This is a genomic window from Ruegeria sp. YTSA144, from assembly GCF_059610125.1.
Genome location: NZ_JBXWNA010000001.1, coordinates 690,825 through 706,978, shown reverse-complemented (window position 1 = coordinate 706,978; position 16,154 = coordinate 690,825). Strand labels below are relative to the sequence as shown.

Below are 16,154 nucleotides of genomic sequence, written 5' to 3'. Positions count from 1 at the left end.
GTTCGGCCATCAAACAAGATTGCCGATTGAAACAGGACACGGCGAAAACCTGCCGAGCAAGGGGGCGAAATGCGCACCGTCATCTTCGATCTGGATGGTACTTTGGCGGATACATCCGGCGATTTGCTGGCTGCCGCGAACCATTGTTTCCGCGAGATGGGGCACGGGGATGTCCTGGTCCACGGTGCAGATTCAGGTATAGCGCTGCGAGGCGGACGCATGATGCTGACCCACGGGTTGAAACGTGTCGGGGCCTATGACGAGGATACGGTCCAGGCCTACTATCCGGTTCTGCTTGAAGCTTATGCTCGGGACATCGACACCCACACCAGTTTCTACCCCGGTGCACTACAGGCGGTCGAGATGCTGAGTGACGCGGGTTACGGTGTGGGCATTTGCACGAACAAACCGGAACATCTGGCAGAATTGTTGCTGACGCGCATGGGGGTGCGGGACCGTTTTGCATCTTTGGTCGGGGCCGATACGCTGCCGGTCCGTAAACCGGACCCGGCGCCGCTGCGGGAAGCTGCGCGTCGTGCCGGGGGCGATCCGGACTGTTGCGTGCTGGTCGGAGATTCGGATACCGACCGCAACACCGCCAGGGCGGCGGGCGTTCCTTCGGTGCTGGTTACCTTCGGACCATCGGGGGATGACATGGCGGCTTTGGAACCCGACGCCCTGCTGCATCATTTTGATGATTTGCCCGACCTCGTGCCTGATCTGATCGGTGCGGCAGCCTGAAACCTTGACCGGACCCTTTCGGAGCCTCAGAACAAGATCATGACCGACATATTCTCTGGCAGCTTTACGCAGCAGGAACCCCTTCCGGAAGATGCAATCGAAGCGGCATTGGCCGTTCTGCGCCATGGGCGTCTGCATCGTTACAATGTCGTCCCCGGAGAGTTGGGGGAAACAGCCCTGCTGGAGCAGGAATTTGCGGCGCAGATGGGGGCAAAATACTGTCTGGCGGTTTCGTCTGGCGGTTACGCTCTGGCCACGGCCCTGCGTGCGGTTGGCGTGCAGCCCGGTGACCCGGTTTTGACAAATGCGTTTACGCTGGCGCCGGTCCCGGGGTCGATTGCCTCGGTCGGAGGGCGGGCAATTTTTGTCGGAGTGACGGAAGACCTGACCATTGATCTGGATGATCTTGAGGCCAAGCTGGATCAGGCGCGTGTGTTGATGCTCAGCCATATGCGCGGACATCTGTGTGATATGGACCGGCTGATGCAGATGTGTGACGCAGCCGGGGTGATCGTGATCGAGGATTGCGCGCACACGATGGGTGCAGCCTGGCGCGGTCAGTTGTCGGGGCGGCAGGGCGCGATCGGGTGTTATTCCTGTCAGACCTACAAGCATGTCAATTCGGGCGAAGGGGGCTTGCTGGTCACCGATGACGAGGAACTGGCGGCCAAGGCCACGATGTTGTCGGGATCCTACATGTTGTATGAACGCCATCTTGCGGCGCCGGGGCCGGACGTGTTCGAACGGATCAAATATACCACGCCCAACGTCTCGGGCCGGATGGACAATTTGCGCGCGGCGATCCTGCGCCCGCAATTGCGGGATCTTGACCGGCAGGTGGCCCGGTGGAACGAGCGCTATCGCGAGATCGAAACCGGGTTGCGCGGCACTCCGGGTCTGACGATCGTCGAGCGGCCCGAGGCGGAAACCTATGTCGGGTCTTCGATTCAGTTCCTGCTGCTGGATTGGTCGCCTGAACGGATAGCCGAAGTCATCAGCCGTTGCGCGGCGCGTGGGGTTGAGCTGAAGTGGTTCGGCGGTGCCGAACCGACAGGTTTCACGTCGCGCTATGACAGTTGGCGGTATTTTGAAAGCGAGCGGATGCCGGAAAGTGACCGCGTTCTGGCCGGCGTGATGGATATGCGCGTGCCTTTGACGTTTTCCCTGGAGGATTGTCGATTGATCGCACGGATCATCCGGGCCGAAGTGAGCGCGGTTTATCAGTCTTGACCAAGCGGAGTGCGCCTGCGGCGCACGCTCGATCTTTTGAAACGCCGCCCTTTTGGGGCGGCGTTTTCCGTTTCGGACGCGCTGTCACAAAGATTGACCGGCAGCAGATTCGCTGCTAGAGATTTATTGAACACTTGTTCATTAAAGCGGAGGGAAGACGCAGATGTTCATGGCCACGATGAAGTTTGATCTGGGTGAGGATGTGAATGCCCTGCGCGAGATGGTGCATCGCTGGGCGCAGGAGCGTGTCAAGCCGATGGCGGCCGAGATCGACGCCACGAATGCCTTTCCGAACGAGCTGTGGAAAGAAATGGGAGAGCTTGGTCTGTTGGGTGTCACCGTGCCGGAAGAGTACGGCGGTGCAGGCATGTCTTATCTGGCGCATACGATCGCCGTGGAAGAGGTTGCGCGTGCGTCGGCCTCGGTTTCCTTGTCATACGGGGCGCATTCCAACCTGTGCGTGAACCAGATCAAGCTGAACGGCAATGAAGAGCAGAAGCAGAAATACCTGCCGCGCCTGGTTTCCGGTGAGCATGTAGGGGCGCTGGCCATGTCAGAGCCCTCGGCCGGCTCGGATGTGGTGTCGATGAAGCTGCGCGCCGAAAAGCGGAACGATCATTACCGCTTGAACGGCAATAAATACTGGATCACCAACGGGCCGGACGCGGATACTCTGGTGGTTTATGCCAAGACGGACCCCGATGCCGGATCGAAGGGCATTACCGCATTCCTGATCGAAAAAGAGATGAAGGGTTTTTCGACCTCGCCCCATTTCGACAAGTTGGGTATGCGCGGGTCGAACACGGCTGAGCTTATCTTTGAAGACGTCGAGGTGCCGTTCGAGAACGTGTTGGGCGAAGAGGGCAAGGGTGTTGCCGTGCTCATGTCCGGGCTGGATTATGAACGTGTCGTACTGGCAGGCATCGGGACCGGCATCATGGCCGCTTGCCTGGACGAAGTGATGCCTTATGTGGCTGAGCGCAAGCAGTTCGGCAAACCCATCGGTAGCTTTCAGTTGATGCAAGGCAAGATTGCCGACATGTACACCGCGATGAACTCGGCGCGGGCCTATGTCTATGAAGTCGCCAAAGCCTGTGACCGCGGTGACGTGACCCGGCAGGATGCGGCGGCGTGCTGCCTTTACGCGTCGGAACAGGCGATGGTTCAGGCCCATCAGGCGGTTCAGGCGCTGGGCGGGGCGGGCTTCCTGTCGGATGCGCCGGTCAGCCGGATTTTCCGGGATGCCAAGTTGATGGAAATCGGCGCAGGCACCAGCGAGATTCGCCGGATGCTGATCGGCCGCGAAATGATGAATGAAATGCTCTGAAAGAAAGAACGCCCTGCGGACGAGGAAACCGCAGGGCGTTTTGGAAACGGGATCAGAACCGATGGACGTAGGAAACACCGACCAGCCAGGGATCGATTTCCGCGGTGCCGATGGGGGCGCCGTTGAGCGAGACGTCCGAGTCGATGTCGAACCAGCGCACGTTCAGGCGGATCGCCCCGTTGTCGGTGACCATGTAATCCAGACCGGCCTGCAACGAGACGCCGAAGGAGTCATCGACCTTGATATTGCCCAGGGGCGATTGCTCGTCGAAGAAGATCGTATAGTTGAGACCGGCGCCGACATAGGGTTTCCAGGCGCTGTTGGTCGGGAAGTGATAGTTCAGCGACAGGGTGGGCGGCAGGTGCTTGACCGTGGCCGCGTCCGTACCGCCAAGGGAAACGGTGTGTTTGAACGGGGTCGCCGCCAGAAGCTCGATACCCAGGTTGTCGCGAATAAAGTACTCTGCGGTGAAGATCGGGCGGGTGTCCGCGTCGATCGTCGCTGCCGCACCGGCCAGCGTACCGTTGTCGGATTTCGGATCCAGATAGCCAACACCGATACCCAGCGTCCAATCCCCTTGCGACTGGGCCAAAGCCGGAGCCGCCAGTGCGACCAACGCGGTAGACAGTGTCAAAGCGGCGAGTTTCTTTGTCATATTCTTGCCTTTGGTTATGTTGATGCTCTTGGTTTTGCAAAGGCGGTGTCCGGCCACTCTGATCTGCATCAAGTTTGCGTGATGTGTCCGCCCAAGGTCAGGTCGCGAAGCATCAGGAAAACAAGGGGAATTCGCGTTGCTGCACGCTGAGCGCATACCGGGTTTGCTCTCAGGACGAGGCTGGGACATACCGGACCGGCTGAACATGGCGCAGCAATGTCTGAACCATCCGGGTGAACAGGTGGCGCTTGTTGATCTGACCGGATCAGGGCGGCGGCTGATAACCTATGGGCAACTGGCACAGATGGCTGATGGGATCGCCCGCGCCCTGCTGGCCCGCGTCCAGCCCGGTGATCGGGTCGGAGTGCTGCTGAGCCAGTCTCCCTGGTGTGCGGCAGCTCATTTGGCGATCTGGAAGATCGGCGCGATTTCGGTGCCCTTGTTCAAGTTGTTCAAGCAGGATGCGCTGCGATCGCGGGCGGGCGATGCAGGCGTTCAGATTGTGCTGACCGATGCCGAAGGGGTGGATTTGCTGGGCGATCTGGCTGAACCTCTGATCGCATCCGAAATTGGCGTGGCGGGTCCTGCTCTGCCCTATGCCGCGACCGGGCCCGAGGATCCTGCCGTATTGATCTACACCTCTGGTACAACCGGCAGCCCGAAAGGCGCACTGCACGGGCACCGGGTTCTGACCGGGCATTTGCCGGGCGTCTCGATCAGCCACAATCACCTGCGCGACGGAGACTGCCTGTGGACCCCGGCGGATTGGGCGTGGATCGGTGGGTTGTTCGATGTGCTGATGCCGGGCCTTGCGCTGGGCATCCCGGTTGTCGCGGCACGGCTTGAGAAGTTCTCTCCCGAAGCCTGCGCCGAGATCATTGCGCGGGGCGGGGTGCGGAATGTCTTCTTCCCACCAACAGCGCTGCGGATGCTCAAGGCTTCGGATCAGGCGATCCCCGGGCTGCGCTCGGTGGCGTCCGGCGGCGAGCCGCTGGGGGCCGAGATGCTGGCCTGGGGACAGCAAGCGTTTGGCCTGACGATCAACGAGTTCTACGGCCAGACCGAATGCAATATGGTCGTATCCTCCTGCGCCGAGGATTTCCCCGTTCAACCCGGCTGCATCGGCAAGCCGGTGCCCGGGCATGAAGTCGCGGTTATCGACTATGACGGCAACCCGACCAGCGAGGAAGGCGATGTCGCCATCCGGCGCGGCTCGGCCTCGATGCTGCTGGAATACTGGAACAATCCGCAAGCGACGGCTGAGAAGTTCCGGGGTGACTGGCTGATCACCGGCGATCGCGGCGTGTGGGAGGGCGACTATCTGCGCTTTGTCGGTCGTGATGACGACGTGATTACCTCCGCCGGATACCGGATCGGCCCGGCTGAGATTGAGGACTGCCTGCTGACCCACCCGGCGGTGGCAACGGTAGGTGTGGTCGGAAAGCCTGATCCTTTGCGAACCGAGATCGTGAAGGCCTATGTCGTGCTGAAACCGGGAGCCGAGGCTTTGGAGGCCGAGTTACAGGAGTGGGTCAAGGACCGTCTGGCGCAGTATTCCTATCCGCGCGAGGTGGCGTTTCTGGAGGAGTTGCCGATGACGGTGACGGGGAAGGTGATCCGGAAGGAATTGAAGGCGCGGGCGGCGGGGGAGGTACATGAATGAAGCGACTGCTGACACTGTGTGTATTGACCTTTGGTGCTACCGCTCCGCTAGCTGCTGAGGAAACGATAGAAACGCTGGATGTCCCTACTTGGTTTGACGGTTGCACAGCGCTGTCCGGCACCCTCATAGCTAACGAAATGGATACTCGATGTATGTCTTCGGCATATGACTACTGCGAACTTGGACATCCGCCCGTGGAAAGGCGCGTTTGTATTGAGAAATTGAACGCTCATCTTCTGGCAAAAACCAAAGAAATCGCAGAGGGCTTGCCTGATCAAGTGGCAGGTTTGAGCGGCTTTGAGAAATGGTCTTACCCGCGTCGTTTGGAGAAATTCAGAAATGACGAATTCGATCCAGACTGTTCTCAAATGACAGAATTTATGTGTGAAACTTTCAATATCATAGTGCGATGGAGCGCCGCCAGAGATCTTGAACGATTGTCAAATGCGCCTAGAGGATCAGACGAAGAATGAAACTCACATCCAAAGCCATGCCCGCCTCCGAGGGCTTCAAACAAAACCGCACCGCCCATCTCGACGCGCTGGCGCAAATCTCTGCTGCTGCCGAAGCCGCCCGCATGGGCGGTGGCGAGAAATCCCGCGCGCGGCATGAATCCCGTGGCAAGATGTTGCCTCGGCGCAGGGTGGCGAATTTGCTGGACCCGGGGTCTCCGTTACTTGAAATCGGGGCGACGGCGGCGCATGGGATGTATGGCGATGCCGCGCCTTGTGCCGGCGTCATCGCGGGCATTGGCCGGGTGCAGGGGCGCGAGGTCATGGTGGTGTGCAATGACGCCACCGTGAAGGGCGGCACTTACTATCCGATGACCGTCAAGAAGCACCTGCGCGCGCAGGAGATCGCCGAGGAAAACCATCTGCCCTGCATCTATCTGGTGGACAGCGGTGGCGCGAACCTGCCCAATCAGGATGAGGTTTTCCCCGACCGCGACCACTTTGGCCGCATTTTCTACAACCAGGCGCGGATGAGCGCGAAGGGTATCCCTCAGATCGCTGTGGTCATGGGCTCCTGCACGGCCGGTGGCGCCTATGTGCCGGCGATGTCGGATGTGACGATCATCGTCAAGGAACAGGGCACCATCTTTCTGGCCGGGCCGCCTCTGGTCAAGGCCGCGACCGGAGAAGTGGTCAGCGCCGAAGATCTGGGCGGCGGCGACGTGCACACCCGCCTGTCCGGCGTGGCGGATTATCTGGCCGAGGATGACGCCCACGCGCTGGCCTTGGCGCGACGGGCTGTGGGCTCGCTGAACCTGCGCACACCGCAGACGGTCGATTGGGCCAGCCCCGAGGACCCGGCCTATGACCCCGAGGAAATTCTGGGCGTTGTTCCCGCGGATCTGCGCACGCCCTATGACATCCGTGAGGTGATTGCGCGTCTGGTCGATGGCTCGCGCTTTGACGAATTCAAGCCCCGTTTCGGGGAAACACTGGTGACCGGCTTTGCCCATGTCAAAGGCTGTCCGGTTGGCATTATTGCCAATAACGGCGTGCTGTTTTCCGAGGCGGCGCAGAAGGGCGCCCATTTCGTCGAGCTGTGTTCGCAACGCAAAATCCCGCTTGTGTTCCTGCAAAACATCACCGGGTTCATGGTCGGCAGGAAATACGAAAACGAAGGTATTGCGCGGCACGGGGCCAAGATGGTGACGGCGGTGGCGACCACCTCGGTGCCCAAGATCACGATGCTGGTCGGCGGCTCGTTTGGTGCTGGAAACTATGGCATGGCCGGTCGCGCCTATCAGCCGCGATTCCTGTGGACCTGGCCGAACTCGCGGATTTCGGTAATGGGTGGAGAGCAGGCCGCTGGCGTTCTGGCCACCGTCAAACGCGACGGGATAGAACGGCAGGGTGGAACTTGGTCGGCCGAAGAAGAGGCCGAGTTCAAACGCCCGACGCTGGATATGTTCGAGGAACAGTCGCATCCGCTCTATGCCTCGGCCCGTCTGTGGGATGACGGCATCATCGACCCACGCAAAAGCCGCGACGTGCTGGCGCTGTCGTTGAACGCCGCGCTGAACGCTCCGATCGAGGAGACACGCTTCGGCGTGTTCAGGATGTAAAATGAGCGTGACTTTGAAAGACCTTATGGCCCGCTATCCAGGTGCGCAAACCTTCAAATTCGGCGACAACCCGGTGCTGAGTGCAGAGCTTCTGGCTTTGGTCCGTTCTGGCCGTAAAACAGCGACCTGCGATGCGCTCGGCAACTATCCGGACGGCAGCCCTGAAATGCCGAAGCCCGGTCGACGCGATATTGCGCTGAACTGGGATGACACACCGGCTTTGGTCATTGAAACCGTCGGTGTCTCGATCCAGCGCTATTGTGATGTGACCGAGGAATTCGCTTTGGCTGAAGGTGAGAATGAAACGCTTGAAGGATGGCGGGAAGATCATCGCCGTTATTTCCAACGAAACGGCGGCTTTGATCCTGAGATGAAACTCGTGTGCGAACGGTTCCGTCTCGTCGAAGATCTGGCAGTGGAAGGGTGAAAGACATGTTCAACAAAATCCTGATTGCCAACCGGGGCGAGATCGCCTGCCGGGTCATGGAAACGGCCCAGTCCATGGGCGTGTCCTGCGTTGCTGTCTATTCCGATGCGGACGCGGCGGCCAAACACGTTCAGATGGCGGACGAGGCGGTTCATATTGGCGGCCCCGCCCCGGCGGACAGCTATTTGAAGGGCGACGTCATCATTCAGGCCGCGCTGGATACCGGTGCACAGGCGATCCATCCGGGGTATGGCTTTCTGTCCGAGAACCCCGGTTTCGTGGATGCCGTGCAGGCGGCGGGGCTGACGTTCATCGGCCCTTCGGCGGATGCGATCCGCAAGATGGGCCTCAAGGACGCGGCGAAGGTTCTGATGGAGAAGGCCGGCGTTCCGGTCGTACCCGGCTATCACGGCGACAATCAGGACCCCGAGCATCTGGCCGGTGCGGCGGATGCGATCGGCTATCCGGTTCTGATCAAGGCCGTTGCGGGCGGCGGCGGCAAGGGGATGCGCCTTGTTGAACGCCCTGAGGATTTCGCGACCGCGCTCGACAGCGCGCGGGGCGAGGCCCGGACCGCCTTCGGCAATGATGCCGTACTGGTCGAAAAATTCGTGACCAAACCCCGCCATATCGAAGTGCAGGTGTTCGGCGATGGTACTCATGCCGTGCATCTGTTCGAACGCGACTGCTCGTTGCAGCGCCGCCATCAGAAGGTGATCGAAGAAGCCCCCGCCCCGGGCATGACGTCTGAGATGCGCGAGGCCATGGGTCAGGCCGGCGTGCGCGCCGCCGAGGCGATCGGCTATAAGGGCGCGGGCACGGTCGAGTTCATCGTCGATGCCTCTGACGGGCTGCGCCCCGACAGGTTCTGGTTCATGGAAATGAACACGCGCCTTCAGGTGGAGCACCCGGTGACAGAGGCCATCACGGGGATCGATCTGGTCGAGTGGCAGCTTCGCGTGGCCGCAGGCGAGAGCCTTCCCAAGAAGCAGGATGATCTTGCGATCTCGGGCCATGCGTTTGAGGCCCGGCTTTACGCCGAGGACGTTCCGAAAGGGTTCCTGCCCGCGACGGGAACGCTGACTCATCTGGTTTTCCCAGCCAATTGTCGCGCCGATAGCGGCGTTCGCGCCGGGGACACGATCAGCCCGTGGTACGACCCCATGATCGCCAAGGTGGTGGTGCATGGTTCGACACGTGCCGTTGCACTTGAGACGTTGAACCGGGTGCTGCAACAGACTGAAGTTGCGGGTACCGTTACCAATCTGGCTTTTCTCGGTGCGTTGACGCGTCACAAAGGATTTGCCTCGGGCGATGTCGATACGGGTCTGATCGGGCGGGACCTTGAAACGTTGGTACAGGAAGCCGAGCCGTCGGATGTTACCGCGGTTGCGGCGGCGATGTCGGCACTGGACCTGGTGGATCTCGATCCGGAAACCGGGTTTTCGCTGTGGGCGCCGCTGCATCGCGCCGTGCAATTGTCCCGCCGTGACGAGGTGCTGGATCTGGACGTGCAGGTCGACGGGTCGGATCGCCAGATTTGGCAGATTGGCGAAAACCGCGTCGTTGCGGAACGCACCGCCGGGCGCTGGAAGTTGAACGGCGCGCCGATGCCTCGCGTTGCCGCACATAACGGGACCCTGACGGTTTTCACCGATTACGGTCAGAGCTTCGACGTCATCGACCCGCTGGACCGGGATGCCAGCGCGACCGGCGACACCAATGTGATCGAGGCGCCTATGCCCGGTCTGGTCAAGGCCGTCTTTGCCACAGCGGGACAAACCGTGCAGAAAGGCGATCGTCTGGCCATTTTGGAAGCGATGAAGATGGAGCATTCGCTGCTTGCGGCGCGGGACGGGATCGTTGCCGAAGTGCTGGTCGAGGATGGTTCGCAGGTCGAAGCCGGGGCTGCCCTGGTGAGGTTGGAGGAAGAAGCTTGACCTGTACCCGCGCAACGCGGCGTGCCAAGGTCAGACGATCTTTGCTTGAAACGACAACAATCCAGAAGAGGGGCGGACATGGGTGAGCTGGTCGAAATCTACGAGGTCGGGCCGCGCGACGGGCTGCAAAACGAAAAGCGCGAAATACCGGTCGCGGACAAGATCGCCTTGATCGACTGTCTCAGCCGTGCGGGGTTTCGCCGGATCGAAGTTGCAAGCTTCGTGTCCCCGAAATGGGTGCCGCAGATGGCGGGATCGGCTCAGGTGCTGGGCGGAATCACCCGAGTGGATGGGGTGCGCTATGCCGCGCTGACGCCGAACATGCATGGCTATGGTGACGCGCTGGCAGCCAAGGCGGACGAGATTGCCGTGTTCGCCTCGGCCTCCGAAGGATTCTCGAAAGCCAATATCAATGCCTCCATCGCCGAGTCGATCGAGCGGTTCACGCCGATTCTGGAGGCGGCGCGCCATATCGATCTGCCGGTTCGTGGCTATGTCTCATGCGTGACGGATTGCCCGTATGACGGTCCGACGCCGCCGGAAAAAGTTGCTGAGGTTGCTGATCGGCTTTTTGCGCTGGGCTGTTACGAGGTTTCGCTGGGCGACACGATTGGGCAGGGAACTCCGGACAAGGTCGCGCATATGCTTCTGGCGGTGCGCGAAAGGGTTCCGGTGACGCGGCTGGCGGGGCATTTCCATGACACCAACGGGCGCGCGATCGACAATATCGATGCGGCATTGGCGCTGGGCGTTCGGGTGTTCGACGCGGCCGTGGGCGGGTTGGGCGGTTGCCCCTACGCACCGGGTGCGGCCGGAAACGTGGCCACCGAGGACGTTGCGGCACATTTGCAGCGGCTGGGATACGAAACCGGGCTGGATATCGACGTCATTGAAGAGGCCGCGCAGATGGCCAGGGCTTTGAGGGGCTGACATGTTTGAAACGATCACGATCTCGACGGATATGCGTGGTGTCGCGACGCTCACCCTGAACCGGCCGGAAAAACACAATGCCATGTCGGGGCAGATGATCACGGAATTGACCGAGGCCGCATCGCAACTTGGTCAGGATGACGCGGTCCGGGCGGTCGTTCTGGCCGCGGCGGGCAAGACGTTCTGTGCCGGCGGCGATCTGGGGTGGATGCAGGACCAGATGGCAGCCGACAAAAAGACGCGTTTTGTCGAGGCGCGCAAGCTGGCCGAGATGTTGCAGGCTCTGAACACGATGCCGAAGCCTCTGATCGGGGCGTTGCAGGGCAATGCCTTTGGGGGCGGGGTAGGCATGGCGGCCGTGTGCGATGTGGCGATCGGGGTCGACAGTCTGAAGATGGGGCTGACCGAAACGCGCCTGGGGCTGATCCCTGCAACAATTGGCCCCTATGTCATCGCCCGCATGGGCGAAGCCCGCGCGCGCCGGGTGTTCATGTCTGCCCGTTTGTTCGATGCGTCCGAGGCCGTTGATCTGGGCCTGCTGGCGAAAACCGTTTCGGCAGATCGGCTTTTGGACGCGGTTGAGGACGAAATTCGCCCCTATTTGTCTTGCGCGCCCGGGGCGGTTGCCTCTGCCAAGGCGCTGGTACGCGCTCTGGGTCCGCGCATCGACGATGCCGCGATCGATCAGACCATAGGCGAACTGGTCGAACGCTGGGAAACGCAAGAGGCACGCGAAGGGATCGCGGCGTTTTTTGAAAAACGAAAACCTGCATGGAATAAGTAGGTTTTACCAGGGTCCGCCACGCCAATGCCAAACGCCGGTGCTGCGATTCTATGCCGCGCTGTCAAGCGCAGGTTTGATCGCGAAGGGGGCTGTGTTCGGTTGACCCTCTGACCCCGCAGGGATAGAGAATGTCCAGTCAACACGCCAATTGACGGCGCACCCGACAAGATGCGTGCGCAGGAAAGGAGCTATTCGTGGAAGACCTGCTGCGGGAGTACCTCCCGATTCTGGTGTTTCTGGCCGTTGCCGTGGGCCTTGGGATCGTCTTGATCCTGGCCGCCGTCGTACTGGCCGTCCGCAATCCCGACCCCGAAAAGGTCAGCGCATATGAATGTGGTTTCAATGCCTTCGACGATGCGCGGATGAAATTCGACGTCCGATTCTATCTGGTCTCGATTCTATTCATCATCTTCGATCTTGAAATTGCCTTCCTGTTTCCCTGGGCCGTGGGCTTCAAGGACATCAGCGATGTCGGGTTCTGGTCCATGATGGTGTTCCTGGGCGTTCTGACCATCGGCTTTGCCTATGAATGGAAGAAAGGGGCCTTGGAATGGGAGTGATGACGGGTGCCAACACTGCCGGTGTCGACAAGGAGGTCGCCACCCAGGCCCTGAACGCCGAGTTGCAGGACAAAGGTTTTCTGCTGACCTCGACCGAAGACATCATCAACTGGGCGCGCACTGGCTCGTTGCACTGGATGACTTTTGGCCTGGCCTGCTGCGCGGTCGAAATGATGCACACCTCGATGCCACGTTATGATGCGGAACGGTTCGGCATCGCACCCCGGGCGTCCCCGCGCCAGTCTGATGTGATGATCGTGGCGGGAACACTGACCAACAAGATGGCCCCGGCGTTGCGGAAGGTGTATGATCAGATGCCCGAGCCGCGCTATGTGATCTCGATGGGGTCCTGCGCGAATGGCGGTGGGTATTACCACTATTCCTATTCCGTCGTGCGTGGCTGTGACCGGGTTGTTCCGGTGGACATCTACGTGCCCGGCTGCCCTCCGACTGCTGAGGCATTGCTTTACGGGCTGATGCAGTTGCAACGCAAAATCCGCCGTACCGGCACAATTGTCCGCTGAGGAGAGATCTGATGAGCGAAGAACTCAAGGAACTCGGCACGCAGTTGGAGCTGAAACGGACTGATTGCGTCCTGTCATGGGACGTGACCCACGGCGAACTGAACGTGGACGTGGCTCCGTCGAATCTTGTGGAATTCGTCGAATTCCTGAAATCTGATCGCAGCTGCCAGTTTTCGACGCTGGTGGATATCACCGGCGTGGATTACCCCGAACGCGCCAAAAGGTTCGATGTGGTGTATCACTTCCTGTCGATGTACCAAAACCAGCGTATCCGGCTGCGGGTCTCGATCCGTGAAGAAGACATGGTACCGTCGATCGTTGACGTGCATCCCTCGGCCAACTGGTTCGAGCGTGAGGTGTTCGACATGTTCGGCATCCTGTTCTCGGGCCATCCGGACCTGCGCCGCATCCTGACCGACTATGGGTTCCGCGGGTATCCGCTGCGCAAGGATTTCCCGACTACAGGTTATACCGAGGTCCGCTATGACGAGGCGCAGAAACGCGTGGTCTACGAACCCGTCAGCCTGGTGCAGGAATACCGTCAGTTCGATTTCATGTCCCCGTGGGAGGGTGCGAACTACATTCTGCCGGGGGATGAGAAACAGGGGACAGAATAATGGGTGGCATCTGGTGGTTGATCCTGTCTGCGCTGACCATCATTCCGATGGTGAAGATTTTGCCGTTCTTCGGGATCAACAAAAACTGGTGCCTGCTGTGTCTGGTTCCCTTTGGCACGATCGCCCTGCTGTGGTGGGTCGGGCTGAAACTGCAAGAGTTGGAGCGCCGCTGAGATGATGGGTGAGTTGATCATTCTGGGCGCGTTGGGGGTCCTGCTGGCGGGGGCCGCAGCCAAAGCGCTTGAGGCGGAAAAGGTCCGGGTTCGGGCCGAAGCGAAAAAGAAACGAGGGCGTTGATGGACGGCTCAAGATACGATGACGGCAGCACGGACGCGCTGAGCGGAGAACAGAAGATCCGCAATTTCAACATTAACTTCGGCCCGCAACACCCTGCGGCGCACGGGGTTCTGCGCCTTGTGCTTGAGTTGGACGGGGAGATCGTCGAGCGTTGCGATCCGCATATCGGCCTGCTGCACCGTGGCACCGAAAAGTTGATGGAAAGCCGGACCTATCTGCAGAACCTTCCGTATTTCGACCGTCTGGATTACGTGGCGCCGATGAACCAGGAACATGCCTGGTGCCTGGCCATCGAAAAGCTGACCGGTGTGGAAGTGCCGCGCCGGGGCTCGCTGATCCGGGTTCTGTATTCCGAAATCGGGCGCATCCTGAACCACCTGCTGAACGTGACCACGCAGGCGATGGATGTGGGCGCGCTGACCCCGCCGCTCTGGGGTTTTGAAGAGCGTGAAAAGCTGATGGTGTTCTATGAGCGCGCCTGTGGTGCCCGCCTGCACGCGGCGTACTTCCGTCCCGGTGGCGTTCATCAGGACCTTCCGCCCGAACTGCTGGATGATATCGAGGCGTGGAGCCACGAATTCCCCGCCGTTCTCGACGATATTGATGGTCTGCTGACCGAAAACCGCATCTTCAAACAGCGTAACGCCGATATTGGCGTCGTGACCGAGGATGACATCCAGAAATACGGCTTCTCTGGTGTGATGGTGCGCGGTTCGGGCCTTGCATGGGACCTGCGCCGCGCGCAGCCCTATGAGTGCTATGACGAGTTCGAATTTCAGATCCCCGTCGGCAAGAACGGTGACTGCTATGACCGCTATCTCGTCCGCATGGAAGAGATGCGCCAGTCGCTGCTGATCATCCGTCAGGCCATCGCCAAAATCCGCGACTGCCCCGGTGACGTTCTGGCAAGGGGCAAGATCACCCCGCCGAAACGATCCGATATGAAGACCTCGATGGAGAGCCTGATCCATCACTTCAAACTATACACCGAAGGCTTCCACGTCCCCGCGGGCGAAGTTTACGCCGCCGTCGAAGCCCCCAAGGGCGAGTTCGGCGTCTATCTGGTTGCCGACGGCACCAACAAACCCTACCGCGCCAAACTGCGCGCACCCGGTTTCCTGCACCTGCAAGCCATGGACCACGTCGCCAAGGGCCACCAACTGGCCGACGTCGCCGCCATCATCGGCACCATGGATGTCGTATTTGGAGAGATTGACCGCTAATGCTCCGCCGTCTTCACCCCGAACAACCCGATAGTTTCGCCTTCACCGCTGCCAACCGGCAATGGGCCGAAGCGCAGATCACCAAATACCCCGAAGGGCGTCAGGCCAGCGCGGTCATTCCGCTGCTGTGGCGTGCGCAGGAACAAGAGGGCTGGCTATCCCGTCCAGCAATTGAATCCGTCGCCGACATGCTGGGCATGGCCTATATCCGTGTGCTTGAGGTCGCATCCTTCTATTTCATGTTCCAACTGCAACCGGTTGGCTCGGTGGCGCATATTCAGGTCTGCGGTACGACGTCCTGCATGATCTGCGGCGCAGAAGACCTGATCGCGGTCTGCAAGGAAAAGATCGCCGCGAAACCGCATGAACTTTCTGCCGATGGCAAGCTGAGCTGGGAAGAGGTCGAATGCCTCGGGTCCTGCACCAACGCGCCGATGGCGCAGATCGGCAAGGATTACTACGAGGATCTGACCGCCGAGAGCTTTGGCAGGATCCTCGATGATCTGGTGGCGGGCAAGGTGCCGACGCCCGGCCCTCAGAACGGGCGTTACGCGGCCGAGCCGTTGAAAGGGCTTTCCAGCCTGTCCGAATATGAAGCCGGCAAGCCGAAATACAACGCAAGCGTCGAACTGGCGACCGATCTGGGCGACACGGTCAAGCGCATCGACGGGACCGAAGTTCCGATCCTGACACCGTGGCTTGGCAAGGATGGCAAGCAGGCGGGTGCGTCGGCTGCTGCGAAACCTCCGAAGGCGCCTGAGGCTCCGAAACCGGCTGTGAAACAAGCGGCCGAGGCGAAAGCCAAACCAGTTGCGAAAGACGTTGAAGCCAAACCCGCGGACGTCAAAGAGGATCAGCCAGAGACCCTGACCGCTGCACGCGACGGCAAGGCAGATGACCTGAAGCTGTTGAAAGGCGTCGGTCCCAAGCTGGAGCAGACGCTGAACGAGCTGGGTTTCTATCACTACGACCAGATCGCTGCCTGGACGCCGGAACAGGTGGCCTGGGTCGATGCGCGTTTGAAATTCAAGGGCCGGATCGAGCGCGATGATTGGATCGAGCAGGCGGCCAAGCTTGCGGCGGGTGAGGAAACCGAATTCGCCAAACGTGCCAAATCCGAGGGCACGTACGAAGACTAGACGGATGCCCGTCCGGGGTATCA

General features: G+C 60.4%; 18 protein-coding genes. 17 read left to right on the top strand and 1 reads right to left on the bottom strand.

Annotated elements, in window-relative coordinates; genetic code table 11:
• The first annotated feature begins 69 nt into the window (after positions 1-69).
• The 3 genes from AC2FF8_RS03650 (at position 70) to AC2FF8_RS03640 (ending at position 3,298) form a co-directional block, all read left to right on the top strand.
• A complete protein-coding gene (locus AC2FF8_RS03650) occupies positions 70-741 on the top strand; it encodes an HAD-IA family hydrolase (protein WP_496878939.1) in 672 nt (223 codons plus the stop codon).
• Between the two features lie 39 nt (positions 742-780).
• A complete protein-coding gene (locus tag AC2FF8_RS03645) occupies positions 781-1,971 on the top strand; it encodes a DegT/DnrJ/EryC1/StrS family aminotransferase (protein ID WP_496878938.1) in 1,191 nt (396 codons plus the stop codon).
• A 163-nt stretch (positions 1,972-2,134) separates the two neighbouring features.
• A complete protein-coding gene (locus AC2FF8_RS03640) occupies positions 2,135-3,298 on the top strand; it encodes an isovaleryl-CoA dehydrogenase (RefSeq protein ID WP_170343769.1) in 1,164 nt (387 codons plus the stop codon).
• A gap of 52 nt (positions 3,299-3,350) precedes the next feature.
• Here the strand turns inward: AC2FF8_RS03640 and AC2FF8_RS03635 are convergent, their stop codons facing one another.
• Positions 3,351-3,953, bottom strand: coding sequence for an OmpW/AlkL family protein (locus AC2FF8_RS03635; protein ID WP_257599046.1), 603 nt, complete (start codon positions 3,951-3,953; stop codon positions 3,351-3,353).
• 136 nt (positions 3,954-4,089) lie between these two features.
• Here AC2FF8_RS03635 and AC2FF8_RS03630 point away from each other — a divergent pair, with 136 nt between their 5' ends.
• The 14 genes from AC2FF8_RS03630 (at position 4,090) to AC2FF8_RS03565 (ending at position 16,131) form a co-directional block, all read left to right on the top strand.
• Positions 4,090-5,616: an AMP-binding protein gene (locus AC2FF8_RS03630; protein ID WP_496878937.1), complete on the top strand. Its 1,527-nt coding sequence runs from the start codon at positions 4,090-4,092 to the stop codon at positions 5,614-5,616.
• Positions 5,613-6,089, top strand: coding sequence for a hypothetical protein (locus tag AC2FF8_RS03625; protein ID WP_257599044.1), 477 nt, complete (start codon positions 5,613-5,615; stop codon positions 6,087-6,089). Before AC2FF8_RS03630 ends, AC2FF8_RS03625 begins: the two co-directional genes overlap by 4 nt.
• Positions 6,086-7,690, top strand: coding sequence for a carboxyl transferase domain-containing protein (locus AC2FF8_RS03620; RefSeq protein ID WP_496878936.1), 1,605 nt, complete (start codon positions 6,086-6,088; stop codon positions 7,688-7,690). Before AC2FF8_RS03625 ends, AC2FF8_RS03620 begins: the two co-directional genes overlap by 4 nt.
• 1 nt (position 7,691) lies before the next feature.
• The gene (locus tag AC2FF8_RS03615; RefSeq protein ID WP_170343774.1) at positions 7,692-8,117 is read left to right on the top strand and encodes an ASCH domain-containing protein; all 426 of its coding nucleotides are present in this window, start codon (positions 7,692-7,694) and stop codon (positions 8,115-8,117) included.
• Positions 8,118-8,122: 5 nt separating this feature from the next.
• On the top strand, positions 8,123-10,057 hold the full coding sequence (locus tag AC2FF8_RS03610; protein WP_496878935.1) for an acetyl/propionyl/methylcrotonyl-CoA carboxylase subunit alpha: 1,935 nt from the start codon (positions 8,123-8,125) through the stop codon (positions 10,055-10,057).
• Positions 10,058-10,135: 78 nt separating this feature from the next.
• On the top strand, positions 10,136-10,987 hold the full coding sequence (locus tag AC2FF8_RS03605; RefSeq protein WP_170343776.1) for a hydroxymethylglutaryl-CoA lyase: 852 nt from the start codon (positions 10,136-10,138) through the stop codon (positions 10,985-10,987).
• A gap of 1 nt (position 10,988) precedes the next feature.
• Positions 10,989-11,771 carry a crotonase/enoyl-CoA hydratase family protein gene (locus AC2FF8_RS03600; RefSeq protein ID WP_171167310.1) on the top strand — a complete coding sequence of 261 codons (783 nt, stop codon included), beginning with the start codon at positions 10,989-10,991 and terminating at the stop codon, positions 11,769-11,771.
• A gap of 194 nt (positions 11,772-11,965) precedes the next feature.
• Entirely contained in the window at positions 11,966-12,331 is a 366-nt protein-coding gene (locus tag AC2FF8_RS03595; protein ID WP_050602775.1) for an NADH-quinone oxidoreductase subunit A, read from the top strand.
• Positions 12,322-12,855: a NuoB/complex I 20 kDa subunit family protein gene (locus AC2FF8_RS03590; protein ID WP_010442777.1), complete on the top strand. Its 534-nt coding sequence runs from the start codon at positions 12,322-12,324 to the stop codon at positions 12,853-12,855. Before AC2FF8_RS03595 ends, AC2FF8_RS03590 begins: the two co-directional genes overlap by 10 nt.
• Before the next feature lie 11 nt (positions 12,856-12,866).
• On the top strand, positions 12,867-13,472 hold the full coding sequence (locus AC2FF8_RS03585) for an NADH-quinone oxidoreductase subunit C (protein WP_170343779.1): 606 nt from the start codon (positions 12,867-12,869) through the stop codon (positions 13,470-13,472).
• Entirely contained in the window at positions 13,472-13,645 is a 174-nt protein-coding gene (locus AC2FF8_RS03580) for a hypothetical protein (RefSeq protein WP_496878934.1), read from the top strand. The genes AC2FF8_RS03585 and AC2FF8_RS03580 overlap by 1 nt, the downstream gene beginning before the upstream one ends.
• Position 13,646: 1 nt before the next feature.
• Complete coding sequence (locus AC2FF8_RS03575; RefSeq protein ID WP_480683959.1) at positions 13,647-13,769, top strand: hypothetical protein; 123 nt, start codon at positions 13,647-13,649, stop codon at positions 13,767-13,769.
• Positions 13,769-14,992: an NADH-quinone oxidoreductase subunit D gene (locus AC2FF8_RS03570; protein ID WP_170343780.1), complete on the top strand. Its 1,224-nt coding sequence runs from the start codon at positions 13,769-13,771 to the stop codon at positions 14,990-14,992. The genes AC2FF8_RS03575 and AC2FF8_RS03570 overlap by 1 nt, the downstream gene beginning before the upstream one ends.
• Positions 14,992-16,131 (top strand): NADH-quinone oxidoreductase subunit E, encoded by a 1,140-nt coding sequence (locus AC2FF8_RS03565; RefSeq protein WP_425078563.1) that lies wholly within the window; start codon positions 14,992-14,994, stop codon positions 16,129-16,131. Before AC2FF8_RS03570 ends, AC2FF8_RS03565 begins: the two co-directional genes overlap by 1 nt.
• Positions 16,132-16,154 lie beyond the last annotated feature (23 nt).